At 75.7% G+C, this 22,084-nt stretch carries 22 protein-coding genes, 1 tRNA gene and 1 riboswitch; of the genes, 8 read left to right on the top strand and 15 right to left on the bottom strand.

Annotated features, from left to right (window positions below; genetic code table 11):
• Positions 1 to 194 (bottom strand): WD40 repeat domain-containing protein (locus tag EJA20_RS18970; RefSeq protein WP_205687283.1); only part of this gene is annotated, 194 nt, incomplete at its 3' end.
• A gap of 213 nt (positions 195 to 407) precedes the next feature.
• Here EJA20_RS18970 and EJA20_RS00715 point away from each other — a divergent pair.
• Complete coding sequence (locus EJA20_RS00715) at positions 408 to 818, top strand: bleomycin resistance protein (RefSeq protein WP_129336244.1); 411 nt, start codon at positions 408 to 410, stop codon at positions 816 to 818.
• 108 nt (positions 819 to 926) lie between these two features.
• Here the strand turns inward: EJA20_RS00715 and EJA20_RS00710 are convergent, their stop codons facing one another.
• The 5 genes from EJA20_RS00710 to EJA20_RS00690 form a co-directional block, all read right to left on the bottom strand.
• A complete protein-coding gene (locus tag EJA20_RS00710) occupies positions 927 to 1,685 on the bottom strand; it encodes an ABC transporter permease (RefSeq protein ID WP_129336243.1) in 759 nt (252 codons plus the stop codon).
• Positions 1,682 to 2,740 (bottom strand): ATP-binding cassette domain-containing protein, encoded by a 1,059-nt coding sequence (locus EJA20_RS00705; protein WP_129336242.1) that lies wholly within the window; start codon positions 2,738 to 2,740, stop codon positions 1,682 to 1,684. Before EJA20_RS00705 ends, EJA20_RS00710 begins: the two co-directional genes overlap by 4 nt.
• Positions 2,741 to 2,815: 75 nt before the next feature.
• The gene (locus EJA20_RS00700; RefSeq protein WP_129336241.1) at positions 2,816 to 3,979 is read right to left on the bottom strand and encodes a GGDEF domain-containing protein; all 1,164 of its coding nucleotides are present in this window, start codon (positions 3,977 to 3,979) and stop codon (positions 2,816 to 2,818) included.
• Between the two features lie 121 nt (positions 3,980 to 4,100).
• Positions 4,101 to 4,619 carry a hypothetical protein gene (locus EJA20_RS00695; RefSeq protein ID WP_129336240.1) on the bottom strand — a complete coding sequence of 173 codons (519 nt, stop codon included), beginning with the start codon at positions 4,617 to 4,619 and terminating at the stop codon, positions 4,101 to 4,103.
• A gap of 94 nt (positions 4,620 to 4,713) precedes the next feature.
• Positions 4,714 to 6,387 (bottom strand): methyl-accepting chemotaxis protein, encoded by a 1,674-nt coding sequence (locus EJA20_RS00690; protein WP_240674833.1) that lies wholly within the window; start codon positions 6,385 to 6,387, stop codon positions 4,714 to 4,716.
• 101 nt (positions 6,388 to 6,488) lie between these two features.
• Between EJA20_RS00690 and EJA20_RS00685 the strand changes: the two genes are divergently transcribed.
• Both EJA20_RS00685 and EJA20_RS19230 read left to right on the top strand, forming a co-directional pair.
• Positions 6,489 to 6,562, top strand: a tRNA-Ile gene (locus EJA20_RS00685).
• 193 nt (positions 6,563 to 6,755) lie between these two features.
• A complete protein-coding gene (locus EJA20_RS19230) occupies positions 6,756 to 8,360 on the top strand; it encodes an excalibur calcium-binding domain-containing protein (RefSeq protein WP_240674831.1) in 1,605 nt (534 codons plus the stop codon).
• A 137-nt stretch (positions 8,361 to 8,497) separates the two neighbouring features.
• On the opposite strand, the gene EJA20_RS00670 is transcribed toward EJA20_RS19230, so the two are convergent.
• Together EJA20_RS00670 and EJA20_RS00665 are read right to left on the bottom strand one after the other, a co-directional pair.
• On the bottom strand, positions 8,498 to 9,676 hold the full coding sequence (locus tag EJA20_RS00670) for an RtcB family protein (protein ID WP_129336239.1): 1,179 nt from the start codon (positions 9,674 to 9,676) through the stop codon (positions 8,498 to 8,500).
• A gap of 121 nt (positions 9,677 to 9,797) precedes the next feature.
• Positions 9,798 to 10,280 carry a hypothetical protein gene (locus EJA20_RS00665; protein WP_129336238.1) on the bottom strand — a complete coding sequence of 161 codons (483 nt, stop codon included), beginning with the start codon at positions 10,278 to 10,280 and terminating at the stop codon, positions 9,798 to 9,800.
• A 335-nt stretch (positions 10,281 to 10,615) separates the two neighbouring features.
• A riboswitch (cyclic di-GMP riboswitch) is annotated at positions 10,616 to 10,690 on the top strand.
• Positions 10,691 to 10,705: 15 nt separating this feature from the next.
• Between EJA20_RS00665 and EJA20_RS00660 the strand changes: the two genes are divergently transcribed.
• The 4 genes from EJA20_RS00660 (at position 10,706) to EJA20_RS00645 (ending at position 12,740) form a co-directional block, all read left to right on the top strand.
• A complete protein-coding gene (locus EJA20_RS00660; protein ID WP_129336237.1) occupies positions 10,706 to 10,936 on the top strand; it encodes a BldC family transcriptional regulator in 231 nt (76 codons plus the stop codon).
• A 182-nt stretch (positions 10,937 to 11,118) separates the two neighbouring features.
• On the top strand, positions 11,119 to 11,607 hold the full coding sequence (def, locus tag EJA20_RS00655) for a peptide deformylase (protein WP_129336236.1): 489 nt from the start codon (positions 11,119 to 11,121) through the stop codon (positions 11,605 to 11,607).
• Between the two features lie 164 nt (positions 11,608 to 11,771).
• On the top strand, positions 11,772 to 12,272 hold the full coding sequence (locus EJA20_RS00650; protein WP_129336235.1) for a DUF3145 domain-containing protein: 501 nt from the start codon (positions 11,772 to 11,774) through the stop codon (positions 12,270 to 12,272).
• 12 nt (positions 12,273 to 12,284) lie between these two features.
• Positions 12,285 to 12,740, top strand: a complete 456-nt coding sequence (locus tag EJA20_RS00645) for a hypothetical protein (protein WP_129336234.1) — start codon at positions 12,285 to 12,287, stop codon at positions 12,738 to 12,740.
• Here EJA20_RS00645 and EJA20_RS00640 read toward each other — a convergent pair.
• The 6 genes from EJA20_RS00640 to EJA20_RS00615 form a co-directional block, all read right to left on the bottom strand.
• A complete protein-coding gene (locus EJA20_RS00640; protein WP_129336233.1) occupies positions 12,721 to 13,164 on the bottom strand; it encodes a cupredoxin domain-containing protein in 444 nt (147 codons plus the stop codon). The genes EJA20_RS00645 and EJA20_RS00640 overlap by 20 nt on opposite strands.
• Positions 13,165 to 13,251: 87 nt before the next feature.
• A complete protein-coding gene (locus tag EJA20_RS00635) occupies positions 13,252 to 14,496 on the bottom strand; it encodes a beta-ketoacyl-[acyl-carrier-protein] synthase family protein (RefSeq protein ID WP_129336232.1) in 1,245 nt (414 codons plus the stop codon).
• A 90-nt stretch (positions 14,497 to 14,586) separates the two neighbouring features.
• On the bottom strand, positions 14,587 to 14,835 hold the full coding sequence (locus EJA20_RS00630; RefSeq protein ID WP_129336231.1) for an acyl carrier protein: 249 nt from the start codon (positions 14,833 to 14,835) through the stop codon (positions 14,587 to 14,589).
• A 164-nt stretch (positions 14,836 to 14,999) separates the two neighbouring features.
• Entirely contained in the window at positions 15,000 to 16,004 is a 1,005-nt protein-coding gene (locus EJA20_RS00625) for a beta-ketoacyl-ACP synthase III (protein WP_129336230.1), read from the bottom strand.
• Complete coding sequence (locus EJA20_RS00620) at positions 16,001 to 17,026, bottom strand: ACP S-malonyltransferase (protein WP_129336229.1); 1,026 nt, start codon at positions 17,024 to 17,026, stop codon at positions 16,001 to 16,003. The genes EJA20_RS00625 and EJA20_RS00620 overlap by 4 nt, the downstream gene beginning before the upstream one ends.
• Before the next feature lie 106 nt (positions 17,027 to 17,132).
• On the bottom strand, positions 17,133 to 18,383 hold the full coding sequence (locus EJA20_RS00615; protein WP_240674829.1) for a PucR family transcriptional regulator: 1,251 nt from the start codon (positions 18,381 to 18,383) through the stop codon (positions 17,133 to 17,135).
• Positions 18,384 to 18,658: 275 nt separating this feature from the next.
• On the opposite strand from EJA20_RS00615, the gene EJA20_RS00610 reads away from it, so the two are divergent.
• Positions 18,659 to 19,237: a hypothetical protein gene (locus tag EJA20_RS00610; RefSeq protein ID WP_129336227.1), complete on the top strand. Its 579-nt coding sequence runs from the start codon at positions 18,659 to 18,661 to the stop codon at positions 19,235 to 19,237.
• A 97-nt stretch (positions 19,238 to 19,334) separates the two neighbouring features.
• On the opposite strand, the gene aceE is transcribed toward EJA20_RS00610, so the two are convergent.
• On the bottom strand, positions 19,335 to 22,076 hold the full coding sequence (gene aceE, locus EJA20_RS00605) for a pyruvate dehydrogenase (acetyl-transferring), homodimeric type (protein ID WP_129336226.1): 2,742 nt from the start codon (positions 22,074 to 22,076) through the stop codon (positions 19,335 to 19,337).
• Between the last annotated feature and the right edge of the window lie 8 nt (positions 22,077 to 22,084).

Below are 22,084 nucleotides of genomic sequence, written 5' to 3'. Positions count from 1 at the left end.
CACAGGCGTGCGGAGCGGTCCTCGCCGGCGGTGGCCAGGCGTGTGCCGGAGGGGTCGAAGGCGAGGGCGCGGACCGGCGCGTCGTGACACGCCGACGGCCCGTCGACGTGACCCGGCGCCGTCGCGGGCGAGACGACCAGCACCGGCTGCAGCAGCGGCGCGCGGTGCGGGCCCCTCGTGCGTCCTGACGCCATCGTCTCTCCTCGTGCAGCAGCAGACCGACGTCCTCGGCCCCTCTCCGGGGCCCCCACCGCTCCTCGCGGACGCCGACGCCGCATCTCCCGGCGGCCGTCCGAGGCGCAGGCGTCCTCGCCCGGCGGGCGCCGACGCCGGCGCGCACCGAGTCAACCACCTCCGGCTGCCGCCGCCGCGTGCGGAGGCCCCCCCGGGCGGCGGTAGCGTCGAGCATGGCCGAGCGCGCCGTCCCGATCCTGCCGAGCCGCGACCTGCGCGAGTCGCTGGCGTTCTACCGGGCGCTGGGGTTCGAGAACCGCGGGGCCCCGCCGGAGGAGTGGGACTACCTGCTCCTGGGTCGCGGCGGCGTGGAGCTCCACCTCGTCGCCGACCCGTCGGTCGACCCCCTCCGCACGGCGTCCTCCTGCTACGCCTACGTGGAGGACGTCGACGCCCTCCACGCGCTCTGGAGCGCCGGCTGGCCCGCCCTCACCGCGGAGCAGCGCGCGGCGGGCGCCCGTCTCGTGCCACCGCGCGACCAGGCCTACGGCATGCGCGAGATGGCCGTCGTCGACCCGAGCGGGAACCTCCTGCGGGTGGGTTCGCCGCTGCCGCCCGGTCCGCCGGCGGAGACCGACGGCTGAGCCGCAGCAGCGGGCTTCCGCCCGCGCGCCGACCGGAGCCGGCAGCCGGGACCCCGAGGACGCCGTTCGGCGACCGGCGGGCCACCGTCGCGGTGGCCCGCCGAGCCCTCAGGCGTTCTCGCGGCGGAACGTCGCGGTGCCCCACCAGAGCGCCAGGGCGAAGAGCACGACGGACCAGAGCCCGCCCCACAGCAGGCCCGAGGACGCCAGGTCCCCGGCGAAGGACGCGCGCACGCCGTCGACGACGTGCCGGATCGGCATGAAGTCGCTCGCGCGCTCCAGCCACGCCGGCCCGATCGCCATGGGCAGCAGGATCCCGGACAGCAGCAGCACCGGGAGCATGACCATGTTGATGACCGGGGCCATGACGTCCTCGCTCTTCGTCGTGAGGGCGAGGGCGTTGGAGGCGGCGGCGCAGGCACCGCCCAGCAGGAGCGTGAGCAGCACACCCAGGACGAGGCCGATCGGCGAGGCGTCCATGCCGAGCAGGTCGCCCAGCCCGATGAGGATGAGCGCCTGCACGAAGAGCTGCAGCAGGTCGCGGTAGAGGCGCCCGGCCAGCAGCGCGGTGCGGCTCGCGGGCGTCACGCGCTCGGCCTCGATGACGCCCTCGCGCCACTCCCCGATGAGGCTGAAGCCGGCGAAGAAGGCGCCGAACACCCCGAGCTGCACGAGCATGCCGGGGACGAAGAACGTGTAGGCGTTCGTCGCGCCGAACTGGCCGATGAGCGGCTCCAGCAGCGGGCCGAACAGCAGCAGGTAGAGGATGGGCTGCAGCATCCCGATGATGACCCACGCCGGGTTGCGCAGGTTCATCCGGAGCTGGCGGCGGAACACGATGCTGCTGTCGCGCAGGAACCCGCTCATCGCAGGGCCCCCTCGGTCGTCGTGGGCGTGCCGGTCGGCGTGCCGGCGGGGACGGGCGGCGCGGCGGCGCCGTCGGGGCCGGGCGCGTGGTCCGCGTCGCGCAGGGACCGGCCCGTGAGCGCGAGGAAGACGTCGTCGAGCGTCGGCCGCCGGACCTCGACGGACTCCAGCGTGATGCCGCTGGCCTCGAGCTCGCGCAGGAGCCCCGGGACGGCCCGCCCCGCGCGGGGCACGCGGGCGCGGACGTGCCCGTCGACCACCTCCACGGAGCGCTCGTCGTCGACGAGGCGCACGAGGCGCTCGGCCGCGTCCGCCAGGCGCAGCGGGTCGGCCACCTCGAGGTCGACGAGGTCTCCCGCGACCTGCGCCTTGAGGTTGTCGGCCGTGTCCGAGGCGACGATGCGGCCGTGGTCGATGATGACGATGCGGTCGGAGAGGGCGTCGGCCTCGTCGAGGTAGTGCGTCGTGAGCAGCACCGTCGCGCCGCGCCGCTCGCGCAGGGCGCGGATGTGCTCCCAGAGGTTGGCCCGGGCCTGCGGGTCCAGGCCGGTCGTCGGCTCGTCGAGGAAGACGAGCGTGGGGTCGTGCACGATGCCCATGACGATGTCGAGCCGGCGCTTCTGACCGCCCGACATGTTGCGCGGCATGCGCGTCCACAGCCCCGGCAGGTCGAGCTGCTCGAAGAGCTCCTTGCCGCGCTTCTCGACGACGGACCGGGGCAGCCCGTAGAGCATCCCGTGGTCGACGACCTCGTCGCCCGCGCGCGCGCCGGAGAACGCGCCGCCCGCCTGCGAGACGTAGCCGATGCTTCGGCGCACGTCCTGGGGCTGCGTCGCCACGTCGTACCCCGCGACGGTCGCGGTGCCGGCCGTCGGCCGCAGCAGGGTGGTGAGGATGCGCAGCGTCGTCGTCTTGCCGGCCCCGTTCGGGCCCAGGAACCCGACGACCTCGCCCTCCTCCACGTCGAGGTCCACGCCGTCGACGGCGCGCACCTCCGCCTTCGTGCGGCCCTGACGGGTGCTGAACGTCTGGACCAGTCCTCGTGCTCGGATCACGGCTCCCCCCTCGGCAGGCCGGGTCGGCGGTGCGGCCCGCACCTGACGACGACCGACCGCCCCCGGGGGCGGAACTCATCGGGGTGACGCGCCCCGGGCCGGCCCGACGACGACCGCGTCCCGCCCGGCCGCCTTCGCGGCGTACAGCGCGGCGTCGGCGTCGGCGTAGAGCCTGTCGTAGGTGGTGGTGCCGGGCGTGCCGTGCGCGACCCCGGCGCTGAGGGTCAGCGGCAGGCCGTGCGCGCCCGGCAGGCGCTCGGCGCGCACGGCGGCGTGCAGGGCCCGGGCGCGGCGGGCGGCGACCTCGGGCGGCCCGGGGACGAGCACCGCGAGCTCGTCGCCGCCGAGCCGGGCGAGCAGGTCGCCCTCGTCGCACACCGCCCGGACGACGCGCGCGAGCGCCACCAGCGCCGCGTCCCCGGCCGGGTGGCCGCGCGTGTCGTTGAGCTCCTTGAAGCGGTCGAGGTCGAGCAGCACGAGGCCGACCCCGGCGTCGCCGCGCCGCCGCCCGCCGCGCCGGTGGGACGACGGGTCGAGGAGCCGCAGCGCGCTCTCCTCGAGGTGGCGGCGGGTCGCCAGCCCGGTGAGCGGGTCGGAGTCGGCGCGGGCGTGCAGCCGCGCGACGAGGCGGTCGTGCGCGGCCGTCAGGGTGACGAGGACCGCGGCGAGCATCGGTAGGGCGCACCCCACGACGAGGAGGTCGGGCACCGCGCCCGGGTGCGGACCCGTGAGGGCGAGCAGCACGGCCTCGGCCGCCACCGCCAGCCCCGTCACCGTCCACGCGAACCCGCGGTGGAACTGCGAGGCGGCGTAGACCACCGGGTAGACGAGGCCGACCTGCCCGGCGGCCGAGTGGTCGCCCGCCGCCACGGAGACGCCGGTCGCGCCGACGAGGAGGACGAGCGCGGCCAGGGGCCACACCGGCCAGGGGACGCGGGCGCGGTACCGGCTCAGCGCGAGCGCCCCGGCCAGCACCGCCAGGCTGGACGCCGCCGTCCCGGCCAGGCTGCCGGCGCCGCTGCCCGGGCGCCCCGTCGCGATCGCCCACAGCTCCCACCCGACGTTCGCGACGACGCCGAGCGCGACGATGAGGACGAGCGTGCGTGCGGCGGTCGTGACGTCCCGCGGCACGAGGGCGGCGGTGAGCGCCGGCACCCGGGACCGGAGGCCGGCCGGCACCCGTGCCGGGGTCCGGGTGCCCGCGCGCGGTGGCGCGGGGGCGGGGTCGTGCGGCGGCATCGGACCATCGTGCCGAAGGAGCCGTCCGCGACGCGGGCGCCTCCGGGCGTCGGTGCGACCTCGTTCGGGTGAACCTGCAGGTGGCGGCCCGTGTCGCCGAGGAGGCGGACGACCTCGGCCGTCAGCGGGGCAGGCCGGCGCTGCTGCGCAGCTCGTCCTCGACGGCGACCACCGCCGCCAGGGTCGCCGGGTCGGCGAGGTCCACGCGGGCGTCGCCGAGGAGCTGGGTGAAGAGCGTCCCGTCGGCCGCACGCCGCAGGGCCACGCGCGGCGGCGTCGCGGGCCGTCCGGGCAGCCCCGTCACCGGCAGGGAGCGCACGACGGACTGCTGCACGCGCTCGCGGAACGACCGGGCCCAGCGCGCCGCGGCGCCGGAGTCGACGAGGGGGAGGGCGGTCCGTGTGCCGTCGACCCAGTGCACGGTGAGCCCGCCCGCCTCCGGGTCCAGCGAGCCGCGGTCGACGTCGGTCCAGGGGCGCGCCACGCCCCCGGCCCCGTCCGCCCCGGCGACGAGGAGCACCGTGCGGGCGACGACGGCCCAGCGCCCGTCCGCGAGCACGACGGCGTCGAGGGCACGGTCGCCCCGCGGGAGCAGGGCGAGGACCTCGCCGGGCGGCCGCCCGGCCCGACGCAGGGGCACGTCCCCCACGCTAGTGCGGGACGTGCCGCCGCCCGGTGCCCGCGAGGGGGCACCGGGCGGCGGTACGCACAGGTGGCGGTGCAGACGACCGGGGTCAGAAGGTGAAGGCCTCCGTGCGGGCGTGCAGCTCGCCCGACATGCGGCCGAGGTCTTGCACGGAGGTGCCGACCTCGTCGGCGACCTGCGCGGAGCCCTCGGCGGCGTGGGCGACGCCCTGGATCGTCGTCGCGATCTCGCTGGAGCGGCCGGCCGCCTCGGCGACGCTGCGCGACATCTCCGTGGTGGTGGCCGTCTGCTCCTCGACCGCGGAGGCGATCGTCATCTGGTAGTCGTTGATCGAGGCGATGATCTGGCTGATCTGGCCGATGGCGCTCACGGCGCCCGCGGTGTCGGCCTGGATGGCGTCGACCCGGCGGGCGATGTCCTCCGTGGCCTTGGCCGTCTGGCCCGCGAGCTCCTTGACCTCGCCGGCGACGACCGCGAAGCCCTTGCCGGCCTCCCCGGCGCGCGCGGCCTCGATGGTGGCGTTGAGCGCCAGCAGGTTCGTCTGCTCGGCGATCTGCGTGATGGTGCGGACCACCTCGCCGATCTCCTGGCTCGAGACGCCGAGGCGCGAGACCTGGTCGTTCGTCGCGGACGCGACCTGCGTGGCCTGGTCGGCGACCCGGGCAGCGGCGGAGGCGTTCTCGGCGATCTCGCGGATGCTGGCGCCCATCTGCTCCGCACCGGCGGCGACGACACCCACGTTGCGGGAGACCTCCTCGGCGGCCTCGGCCAGCTGGGCGGCCTGCTCCGACGTGCTCTGGGCCGTGCCGGCGAGTCGCTGCGAGGCGCCGCCGAGGCTGCCCGTGGCGGAGGAGACGGCGCCCGCCGCCTCCGTGACGCCGGCGAGCGTGCCGCCGAGCTGCTCGCGGACGCGGTTGAGCGAGGCCGACATGCGGCCGAGCTCGTCGCGCGAGTGGACCTCGGCGGCGACGGTGAGGTCGCCCGTCGCCATGGCGTCCAGGGCGTGCTCGGCGGAGGCGACGGAGCGGCGCAGGGAGCGGGTGACCGCGAGGCCGACGGTGCCGATCGCGACGAGCGCCACGAGGACGCCCACGACGATCGCGACCCGGACCGTGTCGGCCTGCGAGGAGGCGTCCGCGGCCACGCCGGCGACGTACGCGTCGACGTTCTCGGCCATGAGGTCGAGGGCGTCGACGTAGGTGCCCTTGAGCGGCTCCGTCACGTCGGTGAGGACGCGCTCGTACTCGATGGCGTCGCCGGAGACCGCGGCGGGGACGAGGACCTCGTCGCGGGCCGCGCGCCAGGCGCCGAACGCGTCGAGGAACTCCTCGTAGTGCGGGACGACCGTCCCGCCCGCGGCCTCGAACGCCTCGAGGGCGCCGTCGAGCTCGGCGTCGTTGTCGGCCAGCTCCTGCGTCCAGTGCTCACGCCCCTCGGCGCTGCCGACGGCCGCGAGCTGCGCGACGATCATGCGGGACTTCAGCTGGTCCTGGTGGACCGTGCTCAGCGGCGCGACGAGGTCCGTCTGGATCTCGGCGATGGCGACCCCGTCCGCGGCGACGCGGCCCAGCGCCCACACGCCGAGCGCGCCGAGGGCGACGCCCGAGACGCAGAACAGCGCGACGAGGCTGAGGATCTTCGCGCGGACGGAGCGGTCGGCGAAGGGCCGGCGCGGCAGGCCGTCGGTGGTGGTCGTGCCGGGGTCGCGCATCGGGGCTCCAGAGGTCGTCGTCCATGACTCGTGCTCGTCCCTCGTCCTCATCGGCCGTCGCGGGCAGGACGTGAGGCGGCGCCGGCCGCGGCCCGTGGAGCACCCGGCCACCGGGTGGCCGCGGGGCGCCGCCCGGTACAGTGCCCGGCGCGGGGGCAGTAGCTCAGCCGGTCAGAGCAGCGGACTCATAATCCGTGGGTCGTGGGTTCAAGCCCCACCTGCCCCACCCGTGCGGATGTCGTGCTCCGCCTGATGCCTGACGTCCCGTGACCGGTCGGGGCGCGGCGACGCGCGAGCCCGGGCGCCCTGCTCCCGAGGACGAGCCGTCCCCGCGCCCCGGACTTCACCCGACGAATCGGACACCGCTCCGTCCCGCGCGGACCTACGGTGCGGGAGACCTCTCGTCACCAGGAGCCCTCATGCGTCGTCGCCTGACGGGGAGCGCCGTCGTCGGCGCCGTCCTCGCCTCCCTCGTCCTGCCGGCGGCTCCCGCCTCGGCCGCCGACCGCCTCGTCCGGGACCTGATCGCCGAGATCCCGGTCGCCGACGAGGTGACGAGCGGGTACGACCGCGACCTCTTCGCGCACTGGGTCGACGACGACGGCGACGGGTGCGACACCCGCTCCGAGGTCCTGCAGGCCGAGTCCCTGGTCGACGTCTCGTTCTCGTCCGGCTGCACCGTCGGCAGCGGCCGGTGGTACTCGTCGTACGACGGCGCCGAGCGGACGAGCGCCTCCGACGTCGACGTCGACCACACCGTCGCCCTCGCCGAGGCGTGGGCCTCGGGTGCCGGCGCCTGGACGGCGTCGACGCGGCGCGCGTTCGCGAACGACCTCGGCTTCGACGGCTCCCTCGTCGCGGTCACGGTCGACGTCGACCGCTCCAAGGGCGACCAGGAGCCGCGGCAGTGGCTCCCTCCCGCGGGCGCGGAGGCGGCCTGCCAGTTCCTCGTCGACTGGGTGGCCGTGAAGTGGCGATGGCAGCTGACCATGGATGCCGACGAGAAGTCCCGGATCGCCGTCTGGCTGGCGAAGGAGTGCGACGACGTCGCGGTGGACGTCGACCGCGCCGCGGTCGCCCTCGAGCCGACCGTGCCGCAGCAGCCGCAGCAGCCGCAGCAGCCGCGGTGGCCGCTGGTCAAGATCGTCTACACGAGCACGATCTTCGAGCTCGTGACCGAGGCCGACGGGTCGGTGTCGCCGGTGCCGCTGTCGTTCGAGCGGTGGGACGACGTCTACGGCCGGCAGCAGCCGACCCCCTCGCCGACGGACTTCGTGACGTACCCGTGGTCGCCGACCGTCTACGCCGTCACCTTCTGGCCGGGCGGGGAGTCGAGGTGGCTCTGGACCCGCGTGACGTACGACGAGTGGCGCACCGCCGGCTCCCCGGCACCCCGCACCTCCGGCTGGATCGCAGGGTCGTACCTCTACTCGTGGGGCACCTCCGACGAGCTGTACGTCATCGGCGAGGACGGCTCGCGCCACAAGCTGTCCTACGACGAGTGGGCGGCCTCCGGTTTCCGTCCCTACCAGGAGCTCGTGGGCCGCGGTTTCGCCAAGCTCTCCTGGTCCGGCGAGATGGCCGTGATGTCCGACGTGTCCCGGGGCCAGGGTCGCCCCACCTCCTACGCGGAGTGGGCAGCCGAGCTGTTCCCCGCACCGCTCGCCGTGCAGCGGTTCGCCGGTGACGACTTCTACCGGTACGGGGGGACCTCCGCCATCTGGTACGCCGGGCCCACCATGAACCGGACGATCACGGCGGCGGAGTGGGCCGCAGCCGGCTCCCCGGCGCCGCGGCTCATCGGGACGGACCCGGTCACGCCGCCGCCCAGCAACCCCACGCCCCCGCCGAGCAACCCGGGGCCCTCCCGCCCGCCGAACCCTGGCGACGTCAAGAACTGCGACAGCTTCCGCTCGCAGGCCGAAGCGCAGGCCTGGTTCATGACCTACTACCCCTACTACGGAGACGTGGCGCGACTCGACGGCGACAACGACCGTCGCGCCTGCGACTCCCACCGCTACTGAGGCGAGACGTGGCGCCCTCGCCGCCGGCGTGACGCCGGTGGCGGGGGGCTGTGGTGCTGGCGGAGAGCCCCGGAGGAGTGGTCCCGCACGGCCGCGGGCGAGCAGGCGGCGTCCCCTGCCCGCCCGCGACCGACGCCTCAGTCGCCCTTGACGTTGACGAGCTGGTGCAGCGTGTGGCGCACCTCGACGAGGTCCGCCGCATCGGCCATCACCTGGTCGATGTCCTTGTAGGCCGCGGGGATCTCGTCGAGGAACGCGTCCGCGTCCCGGTACTCGATGCCGGCCATCGCCTCCCGGAGCTGGGCGTGCGTGAACAGCCGGCGGGCCGCGGACCGCGAGTGGGTGCGGCCGGCGCCGTGCGGGCTCGACTCGAGCGAGAGCCGGTCGCCCCGGCCGACCACGACGTAGGACGCCGTGCCCATCGACCCCGGCACGAGGCCGGGCTCGCCCGCCCGGGCGCGGATGGCGCCCTTGCGGGAGACCCACACCGTCTTGCCGAAGTGCTTCTCCTGCTCCGTGAAGTTGTGGTGGCAGTTGATGCGCTCGAGCTCGCGCACGGGCTCGCCCATGTGCGCGGCGACGACGTCGACGACCCGGTCCATCATCTCCTCGCGGTTGGCCAGGGCGAAGTCCTGCGCCCAGCGCAGCTCGCGGACGTACGCCCAGAACTCGTCCGTCCCCTCGACGAGGTAGGCCAGGTCGGGGTCGGGCAGGTCGATCCACCACTGCCGGCACAGCCGGGCGGCGACGGCGATGTGGTGCTGCGCGATCCTGTTGCCCACGCCCCGGGAGCCCGAGTGCAGGAAGAGCCAGACGGCACCGGTCTCGTCGGCCGTCACCTCGATGAAGTGGTTGCCGGAGCCCAGGGAGCCGAGCTGCAGGCGCCAGTTGCCGGCGTAGGACGCGGGGTCGAAGCCGGCCGCGGCGGCGGAGGCCTCGAGCGTCGCCACGCGCGCGGCCGCCGTGCCGGTGAGGGACCGGTTGTAGCCCCCGGCGGACACGGGGACGGCGGCCTCGACGCCCTCCCGCAGCCGCGTCAGCGACCCCGCGGCACGGACCTGCGCCTCGTCCCACTGCGTCCGGACGGCGATCATGCCGCAGCCGATGTCGACGCCCACGGCGGCGGGGATGATCGCGCCGAGCGTGGGGATGACCGACCCGACCGTCGCGCCCTTGCCCAGGTGGGCGTCGGGCATGAGGGCGAGGTGCGGGAAGACGAAGGGCATGCGGGAGGTGCGGACGGCCTGGTCCCGGGTGGCGGGCTCGAGGACGGAGGCCCAGCTGACCAGGCGGTCGGACAGGTGCTGGCGCGTCATGGCGCCCATCCTGCGGCGGCGGTCCGCCCCGGTCACGGGCATTGCGCCCGACCACCCGCCCGGGTGAGTCCCGACGGGCTCGGGAGGTGGCCGGCGGGCACAGTCCGGTGGGGCGGGGGCGTCAGACCCGGTGGGGGAGCGGGAGACCCATGCCGAGGCGGACGGCCGCCTCGGGCCGGCCCGTGGCGCGCGCGAGCTGGAGCACGAGCGACTCGACGAGGTCCCAGGCCGGGGGTGCGGGCCGCGGCTCCACGCCCAGCTCGACCGCGCCGACCCAGCGGTGGACGACGTGGGCGTTGCGGTGGACGACGGACCCGGTCTCGGAGAACTCCCCGGCGTCGACGCGGGCCGCGAGGGCGGCGGCGCAGGCGGCGTCGGGCAGGCCCCAGCGGGCCTCGACGTGCACCGCGCCCGTGGCGGCGTCGACGGCCTCGTGGAGCACGCCCCACTCCAGGGACGCGCCGGCGGGGTCGGCCGGGCGGGCGGCACCTGCGGCCGGTCGGGCCGGGCCCGTGTGCGGGCGCGCGGTGACGGCGTGCGACCGGGTGCTGCCGGTGTGCGGGCGGGCGGCGCCGGCGTGCTCGCCGACGGAGACGGTGGCCACGGTGCTCGTCCCTCCTGTGGTGCGGTGGGGGTCCGGCGGCCCCGGGGGCGGGGCTGCCGGTATCACCTCCATCGACCGTCCGCCGTGCCCGGTTGAGCCCACCCGGGCCTCCGGGCGCCCCGGTCGGGCGGCCGACCGGGTGACCGTCGGGCGCCGGCCGCATCCCGCGCCGCCCACCAGCACGAGGACGGCCGGCGCGGCCGCCCGCCGGCCGCCGCGCGGGTCGTGGCGGCCCCCGGACGTCACCCGTCCGGAGCACCCCGCGTCCTCCTCGCGACGCTTCCGCGGCCCAGGACTGTTGCCACGGATGTCGGGTTGATGCACACTTGCGGGGTCAGCGAGAAGGGCAAACCCGCCGAGAGGCGGGGACGCAAAGCCACGGGACCCGCAGGGTCAGCCGAGCTACCGAACGACAGGAGCACCACATGAGCATCGCCACGTCCCCCGTGTCCGACCTGCAGGCCGCCCAGGGCGCGCTGCTGACGCCGGGCGAGGTCGCCGTCCTCTTCCGCGTGGACCCGAAGACGGTCACGCGCTGGGCGCAGGCCGGCAAGATCTCGGCCGTCCGCACGCTCGGCGGCCACCGCCGCTTCCACGAGGCGGAGATCCGTCAGCTGCTCGCGGGCGTGCCGCAGCAGGTCGCGCCCCAGGACTGACGCCGGACCTGCACCCGCGGCGCCCCCTCGGCGGCGCCGCCCACGACCCCGGACGCCGGTGGTGACTCCCCCCTGTCGCCGCCGGCGTCCGGCGTACGTGCCCCCGGCTCCGCACGCGGCGGGCCCTGTGCCGACCCCCGGCCGGCGTCGGGCGTGCCCGGCAGGCATGGGAGGATCGGACCATGGCCATGCGTGAGATCCGCGTCGTCGGAGACCCCGTCCTGCGCACCCCGTGCGCGCCGATCACCGAGGTGGACGACCGGGTGCGCGGCCTCGTCGAGGACCTGCTCGAGACGGTCGACACCGAGGGTCGGGCCGGCCTGGCCGCCAACCAGATCGGCGTGGGCCTGCGGGCGTTCTCCTGGAACATCGACGACGAGGTCGGCTACGTCCTCAACCCCGAGCTCGTCGAGGTCAGCGAGGACGAGTACCAGGACGGCGAGGAGGGCTGCCTCTCGGTGCCCGGCCTGTGGTACCCCACGCACCGCGCCTGGTACGCGCGGGTCGTCGGCACGGACCTCGACGGGAAGAAGGTCGTCGTGGAGGGCACGGAGCTCATGGCGCGCTGCCTGCAGCACGAGGTCGACCACCTCGACGGGATGCTCTACCTCGACCGCCTCGAGCGCTCCGTCCGCAAGAAGGCGATGCGGGCCCTGCGCGAGCAGCTCTAGCGAGAGGCGGCAGCCCGGCCGCGCGGCGGGTGGCGCAGGGCGCCCCCCGTCGGGCATGCTGGCCCCGTCCGCACCGCAGGGACACGCACGCCGCACCACGCACGTCCGCCACGGGCCCGAGGTCGTTGGGGAAGACGCCCCTCGAACCCGAACAGGAGGACGGCATGGCCGGTGCCACCACCCGCGGTGTCCTTTTCGTGCACTCCGCGCCCCGTGCGCTGTGCCCCCACGTCGAGTGGGCGGCGGGCAACGTGCTGGGCACGCGCGTCACGCTCGAGTGGACGCCGCAGCCGGCCGGGCCGGGGCTGCACCGCAGCGAGCTGTCGTGGCAGGGCCCCCAGGGCACGGGGGCACGGCTGACGTCGGCCCTGCGCGGCTGGGCGCACCTGCGGTACGAGGTGACGGAGGAGGCGGCGCCGGGCTCGGACGGCTCGCGCTGGAGCCACACCCCCGAGCTCGGGATCTTCCACGCCGCGACGGACGTCCACGGCAACGTCGTCGTCCCCGAGGACCGCGTCCGGTCCGCGCTCGAGCACGCGGCGGACCCCGTCCGGCTCCGCGCGGAGCTCGACCTCGCCCTCGGCCAGGCGTGGGACGACGAGCTGGAGCCCTTCCGCTACGCCGGCGCCGGCGCGCCCGTGCGCTGGCTGCACCGCGTCGGCTGAGGGGGAGGACCCGTGAGCGCCTCCGCCCCCACCCCCGCACCCCGCCGCGGGGCCCGCACCGGGCTGATCCTGCGGCTGCTCGCCGCGCTCGCGCTCGGCGTCTCGGCCTGGGTGCACCTGCGGATCGGTCTCGAGCGGCCGCCGCTGACCACGGGGAGCGGCGTGACGCTCAGCGGGCTGTTCGTCGCGCAGGGCGTCGTCGCCGCCCTCGTGGCCCTCGCCGTCCTCGTCCGGGGCGGGCGCACGACCTGGCTGCTCCTCGGCGCCGTCGCGCTCGCCTCGTTCGTCGCGCTCGTGCTGAGCGTCCTCGTCCGGATCCCGGCGGTCGGGCCGTTCCCGGTCCTCTACGAGCCGGTCTGGTACGCCGACAAGGTCGTCGCCGCCGTCTCGGCGGGCGCCGGTGCGCTCCTCGCGCTCGTCGCGCTCGTGGGGGTCCGGCGCGGCGGGACTACGCGTCCTCGACGGTGAAGGCGCCCGTCATGTTGGGGTGCGGGTCGCACGTGTAGGTGTACTCGCCGGGCTCGAGCGTCACCTCGACCATGGTCGTCCCGGTGCCGTCCACCGTCGTCGTCTCGTCGACGGAACCGCCCGTGAGGTGCCAGTTGTGGATCGTCGACGGGTCGTCGACCTCGATCGTGTAGTCCCCGGCGGGCAGCGTCTCGACACGCTCGCCGGAGGCGTCGACGACCGCGATCTCGAAGGCGTCCGGGTCCTCGGCGGTGCCGACGTAGGCGAGCAGGTCGGCCCCCTCGCCCGGGGTGCGGGCCTCCGCGGCGTCGTCGGCCGCACCGCCGGGTGCGTCCCCGGCGGGCTCGTCACCGCCGCCGCACGCGGTGGTGGCCAGCAGGGCGAGGGCGGCCAGGGCCGCCCCGGGGGCGTGTCGCAGGCGCATGGTGGGCCTCTCGTCGGGGAGCGCCCACTGTGCTGCCCGCACGGCCCGCCCGCAAGGAGCGCGGCCGGTGCGCGGCCGGTGCGGGTCTCAGGCGGTCGTGAGGACGAGGGCCACGTTGTGGCCGCCGAAGCCGAACGAGTTGTTGATCGCGGCGAGCGGGCCCTCGCCCAGGGCGCGGGGCGTGTCCCGCACGAGGTCGAGGACGAGCTCGGGGTCCGGGTCGGTGACGTTGATCGTCGGCGGCGCCTGCCGCTCGTGCAGGGCGAGCGCGGTGAAGATCGTCTCCAGCGCCCCGGCGCCGCCGAGGAGGTGGCCCGTCATGGACTTCGTCGCCGAGAGGGCCACGTGGTCCGCGTCGTCGCCCAGCACGCCGCGGATGGAGCGGGCCTCGATGAGGTCGCCGACCACCGTCGAGGTCGCGTGCGCGTTGACGTGCACGACGTCGCGCGCCGCCACCCCGGACTGCTCCAGCGCGGCGCGCATGGCGCGGATCTGGCCGTCGCCCGAGGGCTCGGGGGACGTGATGTGGTACCCGTCGGCGGACAGGCCGACACCCGCGAGACGGGCGTAGACCCGGGCGCCCCGGGCCGCCGCGTGCTCCGCGCTCTCGAGGACGACGACGCCGGCACCCTCGCCGATGACGAAGCCGTCGCGGGCGGTGTCGTAGGGCCGTGAGGCACCGGCGGGGTCGTCGTTGCGCAGGGACAGCGTGCGCGAGGCGGCGAAGGCCGCGATGGGCATGGGGTGGATGACCGCCTCCGTGCCGCCGGCGACGACGACGTCGGCACGGCCGGAGCGGATCATGTCGGCGGCGTAGCCGATGGCCTCGGCGCCGGAGGCGCAGGCGGACACGAGGGCGTGGGCCCCGGCCCGTGCGCCGAGCTCGAGCGAGACGAACGCGGTGGGGCTGTTGGGCATGAGCATGGGCACCGTCATCGGCAGGACCCGGCGGGCGCCCTTCTCCCGCAGGGTGTCCCACGCGTCGAGGGTCGTCCAGATGCCGCCGATGCCCGACGACACCACGGCGCCCAGGCGCTCGGGGTCGACCTCGGGGCGGCCGGCATCGGCCCAGGCCTCACGGGTCGCGATGACGGCGTACTGCGCGGAGGGGTCCATGCGCTTGAGCTCGGGGCGCGGCAGCACGGCGTCCGGCGTCACGCGCACGGTCGCGGCGAACCGGACCGGGATGCCGTAGGTGTCCGCCCAGTCGTTCTCGAGCGTGCGGGCGCCGGACCGGCCGGCGAGGGCCGCGGCCCAGGTGCTGGGGACGTCCCCGCCGAGCGGCGTGGTGGCGCCCAGACCGGTGACGACGACCTCGGGGACGGTGCTCATGGCCTCTCCTGCGTTCGACTCGTGCGCTTGGGCTGCGCGGCGGCGGGCCCGGGACGGCGGCGGCGGGTGCCGGCGCCGTCCCGGACGCGCTCAGGACTGCGCGGCGGAGATGAAGGAGACCGCGTCGCCGACGGTCGTGAGGTTCTTGACCTCGTCGTCCGGGATCGTGACGCCGAACTTCTCCTCCGCGAGCGTGACGATCGTCATCATCGACAGGGAGTCGATGTCGAGGTCGTCGGTGAAGGACTTCTCGGGCAGGACGGAGTCGGTCGGCAGGCCGGTCTCCTCGGCGACGATCTCGGCCAGGCCGGCCAGGATCTCCTGCTCGCTGTGCGCCATCGGTGTCTCCTCGTGTCGGTGGTGGTGCGGTACGTGCGGTACGTGCGGTGACGTGCGGGCCCGTGCGGTCCCGTACGGCTCGTGCGGTGCGGGCCCCGGTCCGGCCGGGTGCCCGTGCGACCGCCCCGGGTCTACCACACGCGGACCCCGGGCGGAGGGGGCGTCTAGGGCAGGACGACGACCTGGGCGGCGTAGACCAGCCCCGCGCCGAAGCCGATCTGCAGGGCCAGCGCGCCGCTGGGGACCTGCCCCTCGCGGAGCAGGCGCTCGGCCGCCAGCGGGATGGAGGCGGCGCTCGTGTTGCCCGTGTCGGCGATGTCGCGGGCGACGACGACGCTGCCGGGCAGCTTCAGCTGCTTGACCATCTGGTCGATGATGCGGACGTTCGCCTGGTGGGGGATGAACGCCTCGATGTCCTCGGGCGTGACGCCGGCCGCGTCGATGGCCTTCTGCGCGACGGGCGCCATCTGCCACACCGCCCACTTGAAGACGGACTGGCCCTCCTGGCGCAGCGTGGGCCAGCCCGCGCCGGCGTCGCGGACGTCGATCCACGAGTGGGTCTGGCGGATGGCGTGCGCCTGACCGCCGTCCGAGCCCCACACCGTCGGGCCGATCCCGGGCGTGTCCGACGGCCCGACGACGACCGCGCCGGCCCCGTCGCCCAGCAGGAAGGAGATGGAGCGGTCCGTCGGGTCGACGAAGTCGCTCATCTTCTCCGCGCCGACGACGAGCACGTGGCGCGCGGTGCCGGCGCGCACGAGCGCGTCCGCCTGGCCGATGCCGTAGCAGTAGCCCGCGCAGGCGGCCGAGATGTCGAAGGCCGCGGCCGGCGTGGCGCCGATGCGGTCCGCCAGCACCGCAGCCCCGGCGGGCGTCTGGTGGAAGTACGTGACCGTGGACAGGATCACGGCGTCGATGTCGGCGCCCGTGAGCCCCGCGTTCTCGATCGCCTGGCGCGCGGCGCCCTCGGCGAGGTCGAGGACGTCCGTGCCGGCACCGGCGCGCCGGCGCGTGACGATGCCCGTGCGCTGCCGGATCCACTCGTCGGAGGAGTCGATGGGCCCGACGAGGTCGTCGTTGGGCACCACGTGCTCGCCGCGCACGCCGCCCAGCCCGAGGATGCGGGTGTGGGCGGGCCCGGTGGCCTGGGTGAGGCGGGGACGGGTCACGGGTGGGACCTCTCGGTGAGGGGCGCGGGGCCGTCGTCCGCGGCCGGGGTGCCGTCCGGGGCCCCGGCGCGGGCGGCGGGGCCGTGCGCGGCGACGAGGGCGCGGGCGGCGTCGAGGCCCTCGGGCCCCTTGAGGGCGAGCGTCTCGACCCCGGGGAGCGTACGCCGGGCCAGACCCGTGAGCACCCCGCCCGGGGCGAGCTCGAGGACGGCCGTGACCCCCAGACCGGCGAGCGTCTCCTGGCAGCGGTCCCAGCGGACGGGCCGGGCGACCTGGCCGACGAGCCGCTCGAGGGCGTCGGCCCCGGAGGTCAGCACGGACCCGTCGCCGTTCGTGAGGAGGGGCATGCCCGGGTCGGCGGGGGCGAGGGCGGCGGCCGCCGCGGCGAGCTCGGCGACCGCGGGCGCCATGTGCTCCGTGTGGAACGCGCCGGCCACCTGGAGGGCGACCACCCGGGCCCTCGCCGGCGGGGACGCCACGAGCGCCGCGACCGCCTCCCGCGTGCCGGCGGCGACGACCTGGCCCGCGCCGTTGACGTTGGCGGGCACGAGCCCCAGCCGCTCGAGGGCGGCGAGCACCTCCTCGGGGTCGCCCCCGAGGACGGCCGCCATGCCGCTGGGCGTCGCCGCGGCGGCCCGCGCCATCGCGGTGCCGCGGACGGCCACGAGGCGCAGCGCCTCGTCCTCGGTCACGACGCCGCTGATCGCGGCGGCCGCGAGCTCGCCGACGGAGTGCCCGGCGACGACGTCGGCCGCCGTCGCGGCGGCCGGGGCGAGCGGGGCGCCGCCGTCGAGGTCGAGGACCGCGCGCAGGCTCGCCAGCGCGGCGGCGACGAGGAGCGGCTGGGCCACGGCCGTGTCACGGATGGTCTCGGCGTCGGAGACGGTGCCGTGGACCCGCAGGTCCAGCCCGGCGGCCTCCGAGGCGGCGTCGACGGCGGCCGCGACGGCCGGGAGCTCGAGCCAGGGGGCGAGCATGCCGGGGGACTGGGCGCCCTGACCGGGGCAGAGGAGGGCGAGCACGGGTCCACGGTGCCAGCCGGCGGACGGGCCCCCCGGTCGCGGCGGGCACCACATCCGCGAGGGCACGTTGTCCGACCCCTACAACGGGCGCGGCGCCCGGGACGGGCTACGCGCCCGGGGGAGCGTCGAGCCGTCCCACGGCGAGGGCCGTCTGCAGGACGTACGACTCGCGCGCGTCCAGCGGGTCCCAGCCCGTGATCTCGGCGACCCGGCGCAGGCGGTACCGGACGGTGTTCGGGTGCACGTACAGCGTCCGGGCGGCGGCCTCCAGCGACCGCCCGGCGCCGAGGTAGGCCGAGAGCGTCTCCAGGAGCTGCCCCTGGTGCGCCGACAGGGGCGCGTACGCCAGGCGGACGAGCTCGGCGCGGGCCTCCGCGTCCCCGACGAGGACGCGCTCGGGCAGCAGGTCGTCCGCCGGCACCGGCCGGGGCGCGGCGTCCCACGCGCCGACCGCCGCCAGGCCGGCCATCGCCGCCCGGGCGGAGCGCGCGTAGTCGGCGAGGTCGGTCACCGTCGGCCCCACGACGACGGGACCCGGCCCGAAGCGGGGCAGCAGGGACCGCGCGCCGGCCTGCAGGTCGCCCTCGCCGCCGAGGAACACGACGAGGCGGTCGCCGTGGATGCCGACGAGCGCGTCGTCGGCCGCGCGCCGCCCCGAGCGCCGCAGCTCGGCGGCCCGCACGCCGTCGAGCGGCCACGCGGTCGTCCCGACGAGCACGAGGGTCGCCCCCCGGCCGCTCCAGCCGAGCGCCGCGAGCCGGGAGCGCAGCGAGTCGTCCACGTCCCCGCGCACGAGGGCGTCGACGACGAGCGCCTCCAGGCGCGCGTCCCACGCGCCGCGGACCTCGGCGGCGCGGGCGTAGACCTCCGCCGCGGAGAAGGCGACCTCGCGGGAGTAGCGCAGGACCGCCTCGCGCAGCGCCCGCTCCTCGCCCGGCGCCGCGAGCTGGTCGCTGTGCGTCTCGACGACGTCCACGACGACGCGCACGAGCTGGAGCGTGTGCTGCAGCGAGATGGAGCGCGTGAGGTCCGGGGGAGCGGTGGAGAAGATCTCCCCGACGCCCTGCGGGGGGCGGGCGGGGTCGGCGAACCAGGTGACGAACGCGGTGATGCCCGCCTGCGCGACGAGGCCGACCCACGAGCGGTCGTCGGCGGGCAGGTCGCGGTACCAGTCGAGGTCCGCGTCGAGGCGGCGCATCGCCGCCGCCGCCAGCAGCCCCGTGCCGTCCCGCACCCGGCGTCGGGTCTCCGCGCCGGGCCCGGCGTCGGCCGGCGGCGCCGGCGGCGGGGCCTCCCGGCGCCGGGCGCGGGGCGGGCGTGCGGTGCGGCCCACGGGCTCGCCCTCGACCGTCGTCATGCGCGTGAGCATAGGGGTCGGGTTGTGGGGTCCGGACAAAGCCGGGGGCCGCCGGACGACCCGACGGGCGGGGTCCGCAGGGGTCCGGCACGCCACGTCATTGCCCGTCCATGGGGTGCGCGTGGCCCTCAGCGGTTAGTGTCCCTGTCATGGCTCTGCTGCCTCGACTGCGTCAGCTGATGCGCAGACCCGTGTCCGCATCACGGGTCGGCGCCCGTCGGCCGTCGAAGACCGCTCGCCGGGGGGACTCGCTGCACGAGGACGCGCTGCGTCAGATGCTCACCGACGACCCCAACGACGAGCGGGCCTTCGCGGCCCTCGCCGAGATGGTCCGGCGCCACGCCGCGGAGGCGGTCGCGCAGGAGGACCCGCTCTCCGGCCACGCCGAGGAGACGGAGGGGCACGACGCCGAGGCCGAGCGCCGCCGCGCCGCCGACCTCGCCGTGTGGTCCCTCGGCGAGGAGTACGCGGGCAACCCGCGCGCCTGGTACCCGCTCGTGGAGGTGGCGCGGCTGTCCGCGCACGACGACCCCGAGGGGACGACGCGCCGGCTGCAGACCGCCGTGGAGCGCGACCCCAGCGGCAAGGCCCTCGTCGCGGCGCTGTCCCTCCTGCGCGAGGTCGGCCGGCCGGCCGAGGCGCTCAACCTCGGCGTGGGCCACTGGCGCCCGCGCGAGCACGAGCCCGAGGTGGCCCGCCAGCTCGTCCACGCCGCCCTCGAGGCCGGCCGCCCCGGCGAGGCGAAGCAGCACCTGGCCTCCCTCGACCTGCACCCGCGCCAGCGCCAGGTCGCCGACCTGCGCGCGGAGCTCGGCGCGCTCGTCGCCAAGGCGGAGGGCGCCCCGGGCGCCTGACCGCCCCCACCGGACGACGCAGGGCCGGTCCCCCTCGGGGGGCCGGCCCTGCGTGCACGTGCGGTACCGGGCCGCCCGTGGGCGGCCCGGTCCGGTGTCAGCTCTCGCCGCCGGCGTTGCCCGACGTGCCGGCCGCGACGTCGTGCAGGCGGTAGCGCTCGATGGCCTGCGCGGGGGCGTCGTGCGCGACCGCGCCGGTCTTCGCCAGCTCGCCGAGCACCTTCACGACGACGGACGGGCCGTCGATCTTGAAGAACCGGCGCGCGGCGGCGCGGGTGTCCGAGAAGCCGAAGCCGTCGGCGCCCAGCGTCGCGTACGGACCGGGCACCCAGGCCCGGACCTGGTCGGGGACGAGGTGGTCGTAGTCGCTCGTCGCGACGAACGGCCCCTCGGCGCCCTGCAGCTTCGTCGTGAGGTAGGCCTGGCGGGTCTCCTCGCCCGGGTGCAGGAAGTTGTGCTCGTCGGCGGCCAGGCCGTCGCGGCGCAGCTCGTTCCAGCTCGTGACGGACCAGACCGCGGCGCGCACGCCCCAGTCGTCGGCGAGCAGCTGGCGGGCCTCCAGGGCCCACGGCACCCCGACCCCGGAGGCGAGGATCTGGGCGCGCGGCCCGTCGCCCTCGACCGGCGCGAGGAGGTGGATGCCCTTGAGGATGCCCTCGACGTCCACGCCCTCGGGCTCGGCCGGCTGCACCATCGGCTCGTTGTAGACCGTGAGGTAGTAGACGACGTTGGGGTCGCGCCCGTCCTGCCCGTACATCCGCTGCAGGCCGTCCCGGACGATGTGCCGGATCTCGTACCCGTAGGCCGGGTCGTAGTGGACGACGTGCGACATGGTCCCGGCCAGGAGCGGGGAGTGCCCGTCGGCGTGCTGCAGGCCCTCGCCCGTCAGCGTCGTCCGGCCCGCGGTGGCGCCGATGAGGAAGCCGCGCGTGAGCTGGTCGCCCGCCGCCCAGAACTGGTCGCCCGTCCGCTGGAACCCGAACATCGAGTAGTAGAAGTAGAACGGGATGAGCGGCTCGGCGTGCGTCGCGTAGGACGTGCCGACGGCCTGGAACGCCGCCGCCGACCCGGCCTCGTTGATGCCCGTGTGCATGATCTGGCCGGCCTCGGACTCCTTGTAGGAGAGCATGAGGGCGCGGTCCACGGCGAGGTAGTTCTGGCCGTTCGTGTTGAAGATCTTCGCCGTCGGGAAGATGGAGTCCAGGCCGAAGGTGCGCGCCTCGTCCGGGATGATCGGCACGAGACGCCTGCCGATCTCCTTGTCCTTGAGCAGGTCCTTGAAGAGGCGCACGAGCGCCATCGTCGTGGCGACCTCCTGCGTGCCCGAGCCCTTCGCCAGGCCCTCGTAGGCCTTCGCCTCGGGCAGCACCAGCGGCTTGTGCGCCGTGCGGCGCTCGGGGACGAACCCGCCGAGCGCGCGGCGGCGGTCCAGCATGTAGGCGATCGCCTCGTCCTGCGGGCCGGGGTTGTAGTACGGCGGCAGGTAGGGGTTCTCGTCGATCTGCTCGTCCGTGACGGGGATGTGCAGCGAGTCCCGGAGCGTCTTGAGCTCCTCGGCCTTGAGCTTCTTCATCTGGTGCGTGGCGTTGCGCCCCGCGAAGCCCGACCCCAGGCCGTAGCCCTTGATGGTGTGGGCGAGGATGACCGTCGGCTGGCCCGTGTGCTCGCGCGCCGCCTTGTAGGCCGCGTAGAGCTTGCGGTAGTCGTGGCCGCCGCGCTTGAGGGCCCAGATGTCGTCGTCCGTCATCTTCTCGACGAGCGCCTTCGTGCGCGGGTCGCGCCCGAAGAAGTGCTCGCGGATGAACGCGCCGTTCTCGGCCCGGAACGTCTGGAAGTCGCCGTCCGGGGTGGTGTTCATGAGGTTGACGAGCGCGCGGTCCTTGTCGGCGTTGAGCAGGGTGTCCCACTCGCGGCCCCAGATGACCTTGATGACGTTCCAGCCCGCGCCGCGGAACTGCGCCTCGAGCTCCTGGATGATCTTGCCGTTGCCGCGGACGGGGCCGTCGAGGCGCTGCAGGTTGCAGTTCACGACGAACGTGAGGTTGTCCAGGCCCTGCTGGGCGGCGTGCTGGAGCATGCCGCGCGACTCGGGCTCGTCCATCTCGCCGTCGCCGAGGAAGGCCCACACGTCCTGCTGGTCCGTGTCCTTGATGCCGCGGTTGTGCAGGTACTTGTTCGTCCACGCCTGGTAGACGGCGCTCGCCGGGCCCAGGCCCATGGACACCGTGGGGAACTCCCACAGCTCGGGGGCCAGGCGCGGGTGCGGGTAGGACGGCAGGCCGCCGGCGGCGTGCGACTTCTCCTGGCGGAAGCCGTCGAGCTGGTCCGCGGACAGGCGGCCCTCGAGGAAGGCGCGCGCGTAGACGCCGGGGGAGGCGTGGCCCTGGAAGTAGACCTGGTCGCCGCCGCCGGGGTGGTCCTTGCCGCGGAAGAAGTGGTTGAGCCCGACCTCGGTGAGCGTCGCCACCGACGCGTACGAGGAGATGTGGCCGCCGACCGCGATGCCGGGGCGCTGGGCGCGCGTGACCATGACGGCCGCGTTCCACCGGATCCAGGAGCGGTAGCGCCGCTCGATGACCTCGTCGCCCGGGAAGTACGGCTCGTTGTGGACGGCGATGGTGTTGACGTACGGCGTGTTCAGCGACGAGGGGATCGCCACGTTCTGCTGCCGGGCGTGCCGGAGCATGCTCAGCAGGATGTACCGCGCGCGCGGGCCACCCTTCTCCCCGATGAGCCCGTCCAGGGAGTCGAGCCACTCCTGGGTCTCGTCGGGGTCGATGTCGGGGACCTGGCTGAGCAGGCCGCCGATCAGCGGGCCCGTCTCGTCGATCGGTGCCACCGGTGCTC

Source organism: Cellulomonas endophytica, from assembly GCF_004123805.1.
In the GTDB taxonomy this organism is placed as follows: domain Bacteria; phylum Actinomycetota; class Actinomycetes; order Actinomycetales; family Cellulomonadaceae; genus Cellulomonas; species Cellulomonas endophytica.
The sequence above is the reverse complement of the archived record's forward strand: the minus strand, read 5'-3'. Positions and strand labels throughout refer to the sequence as shown.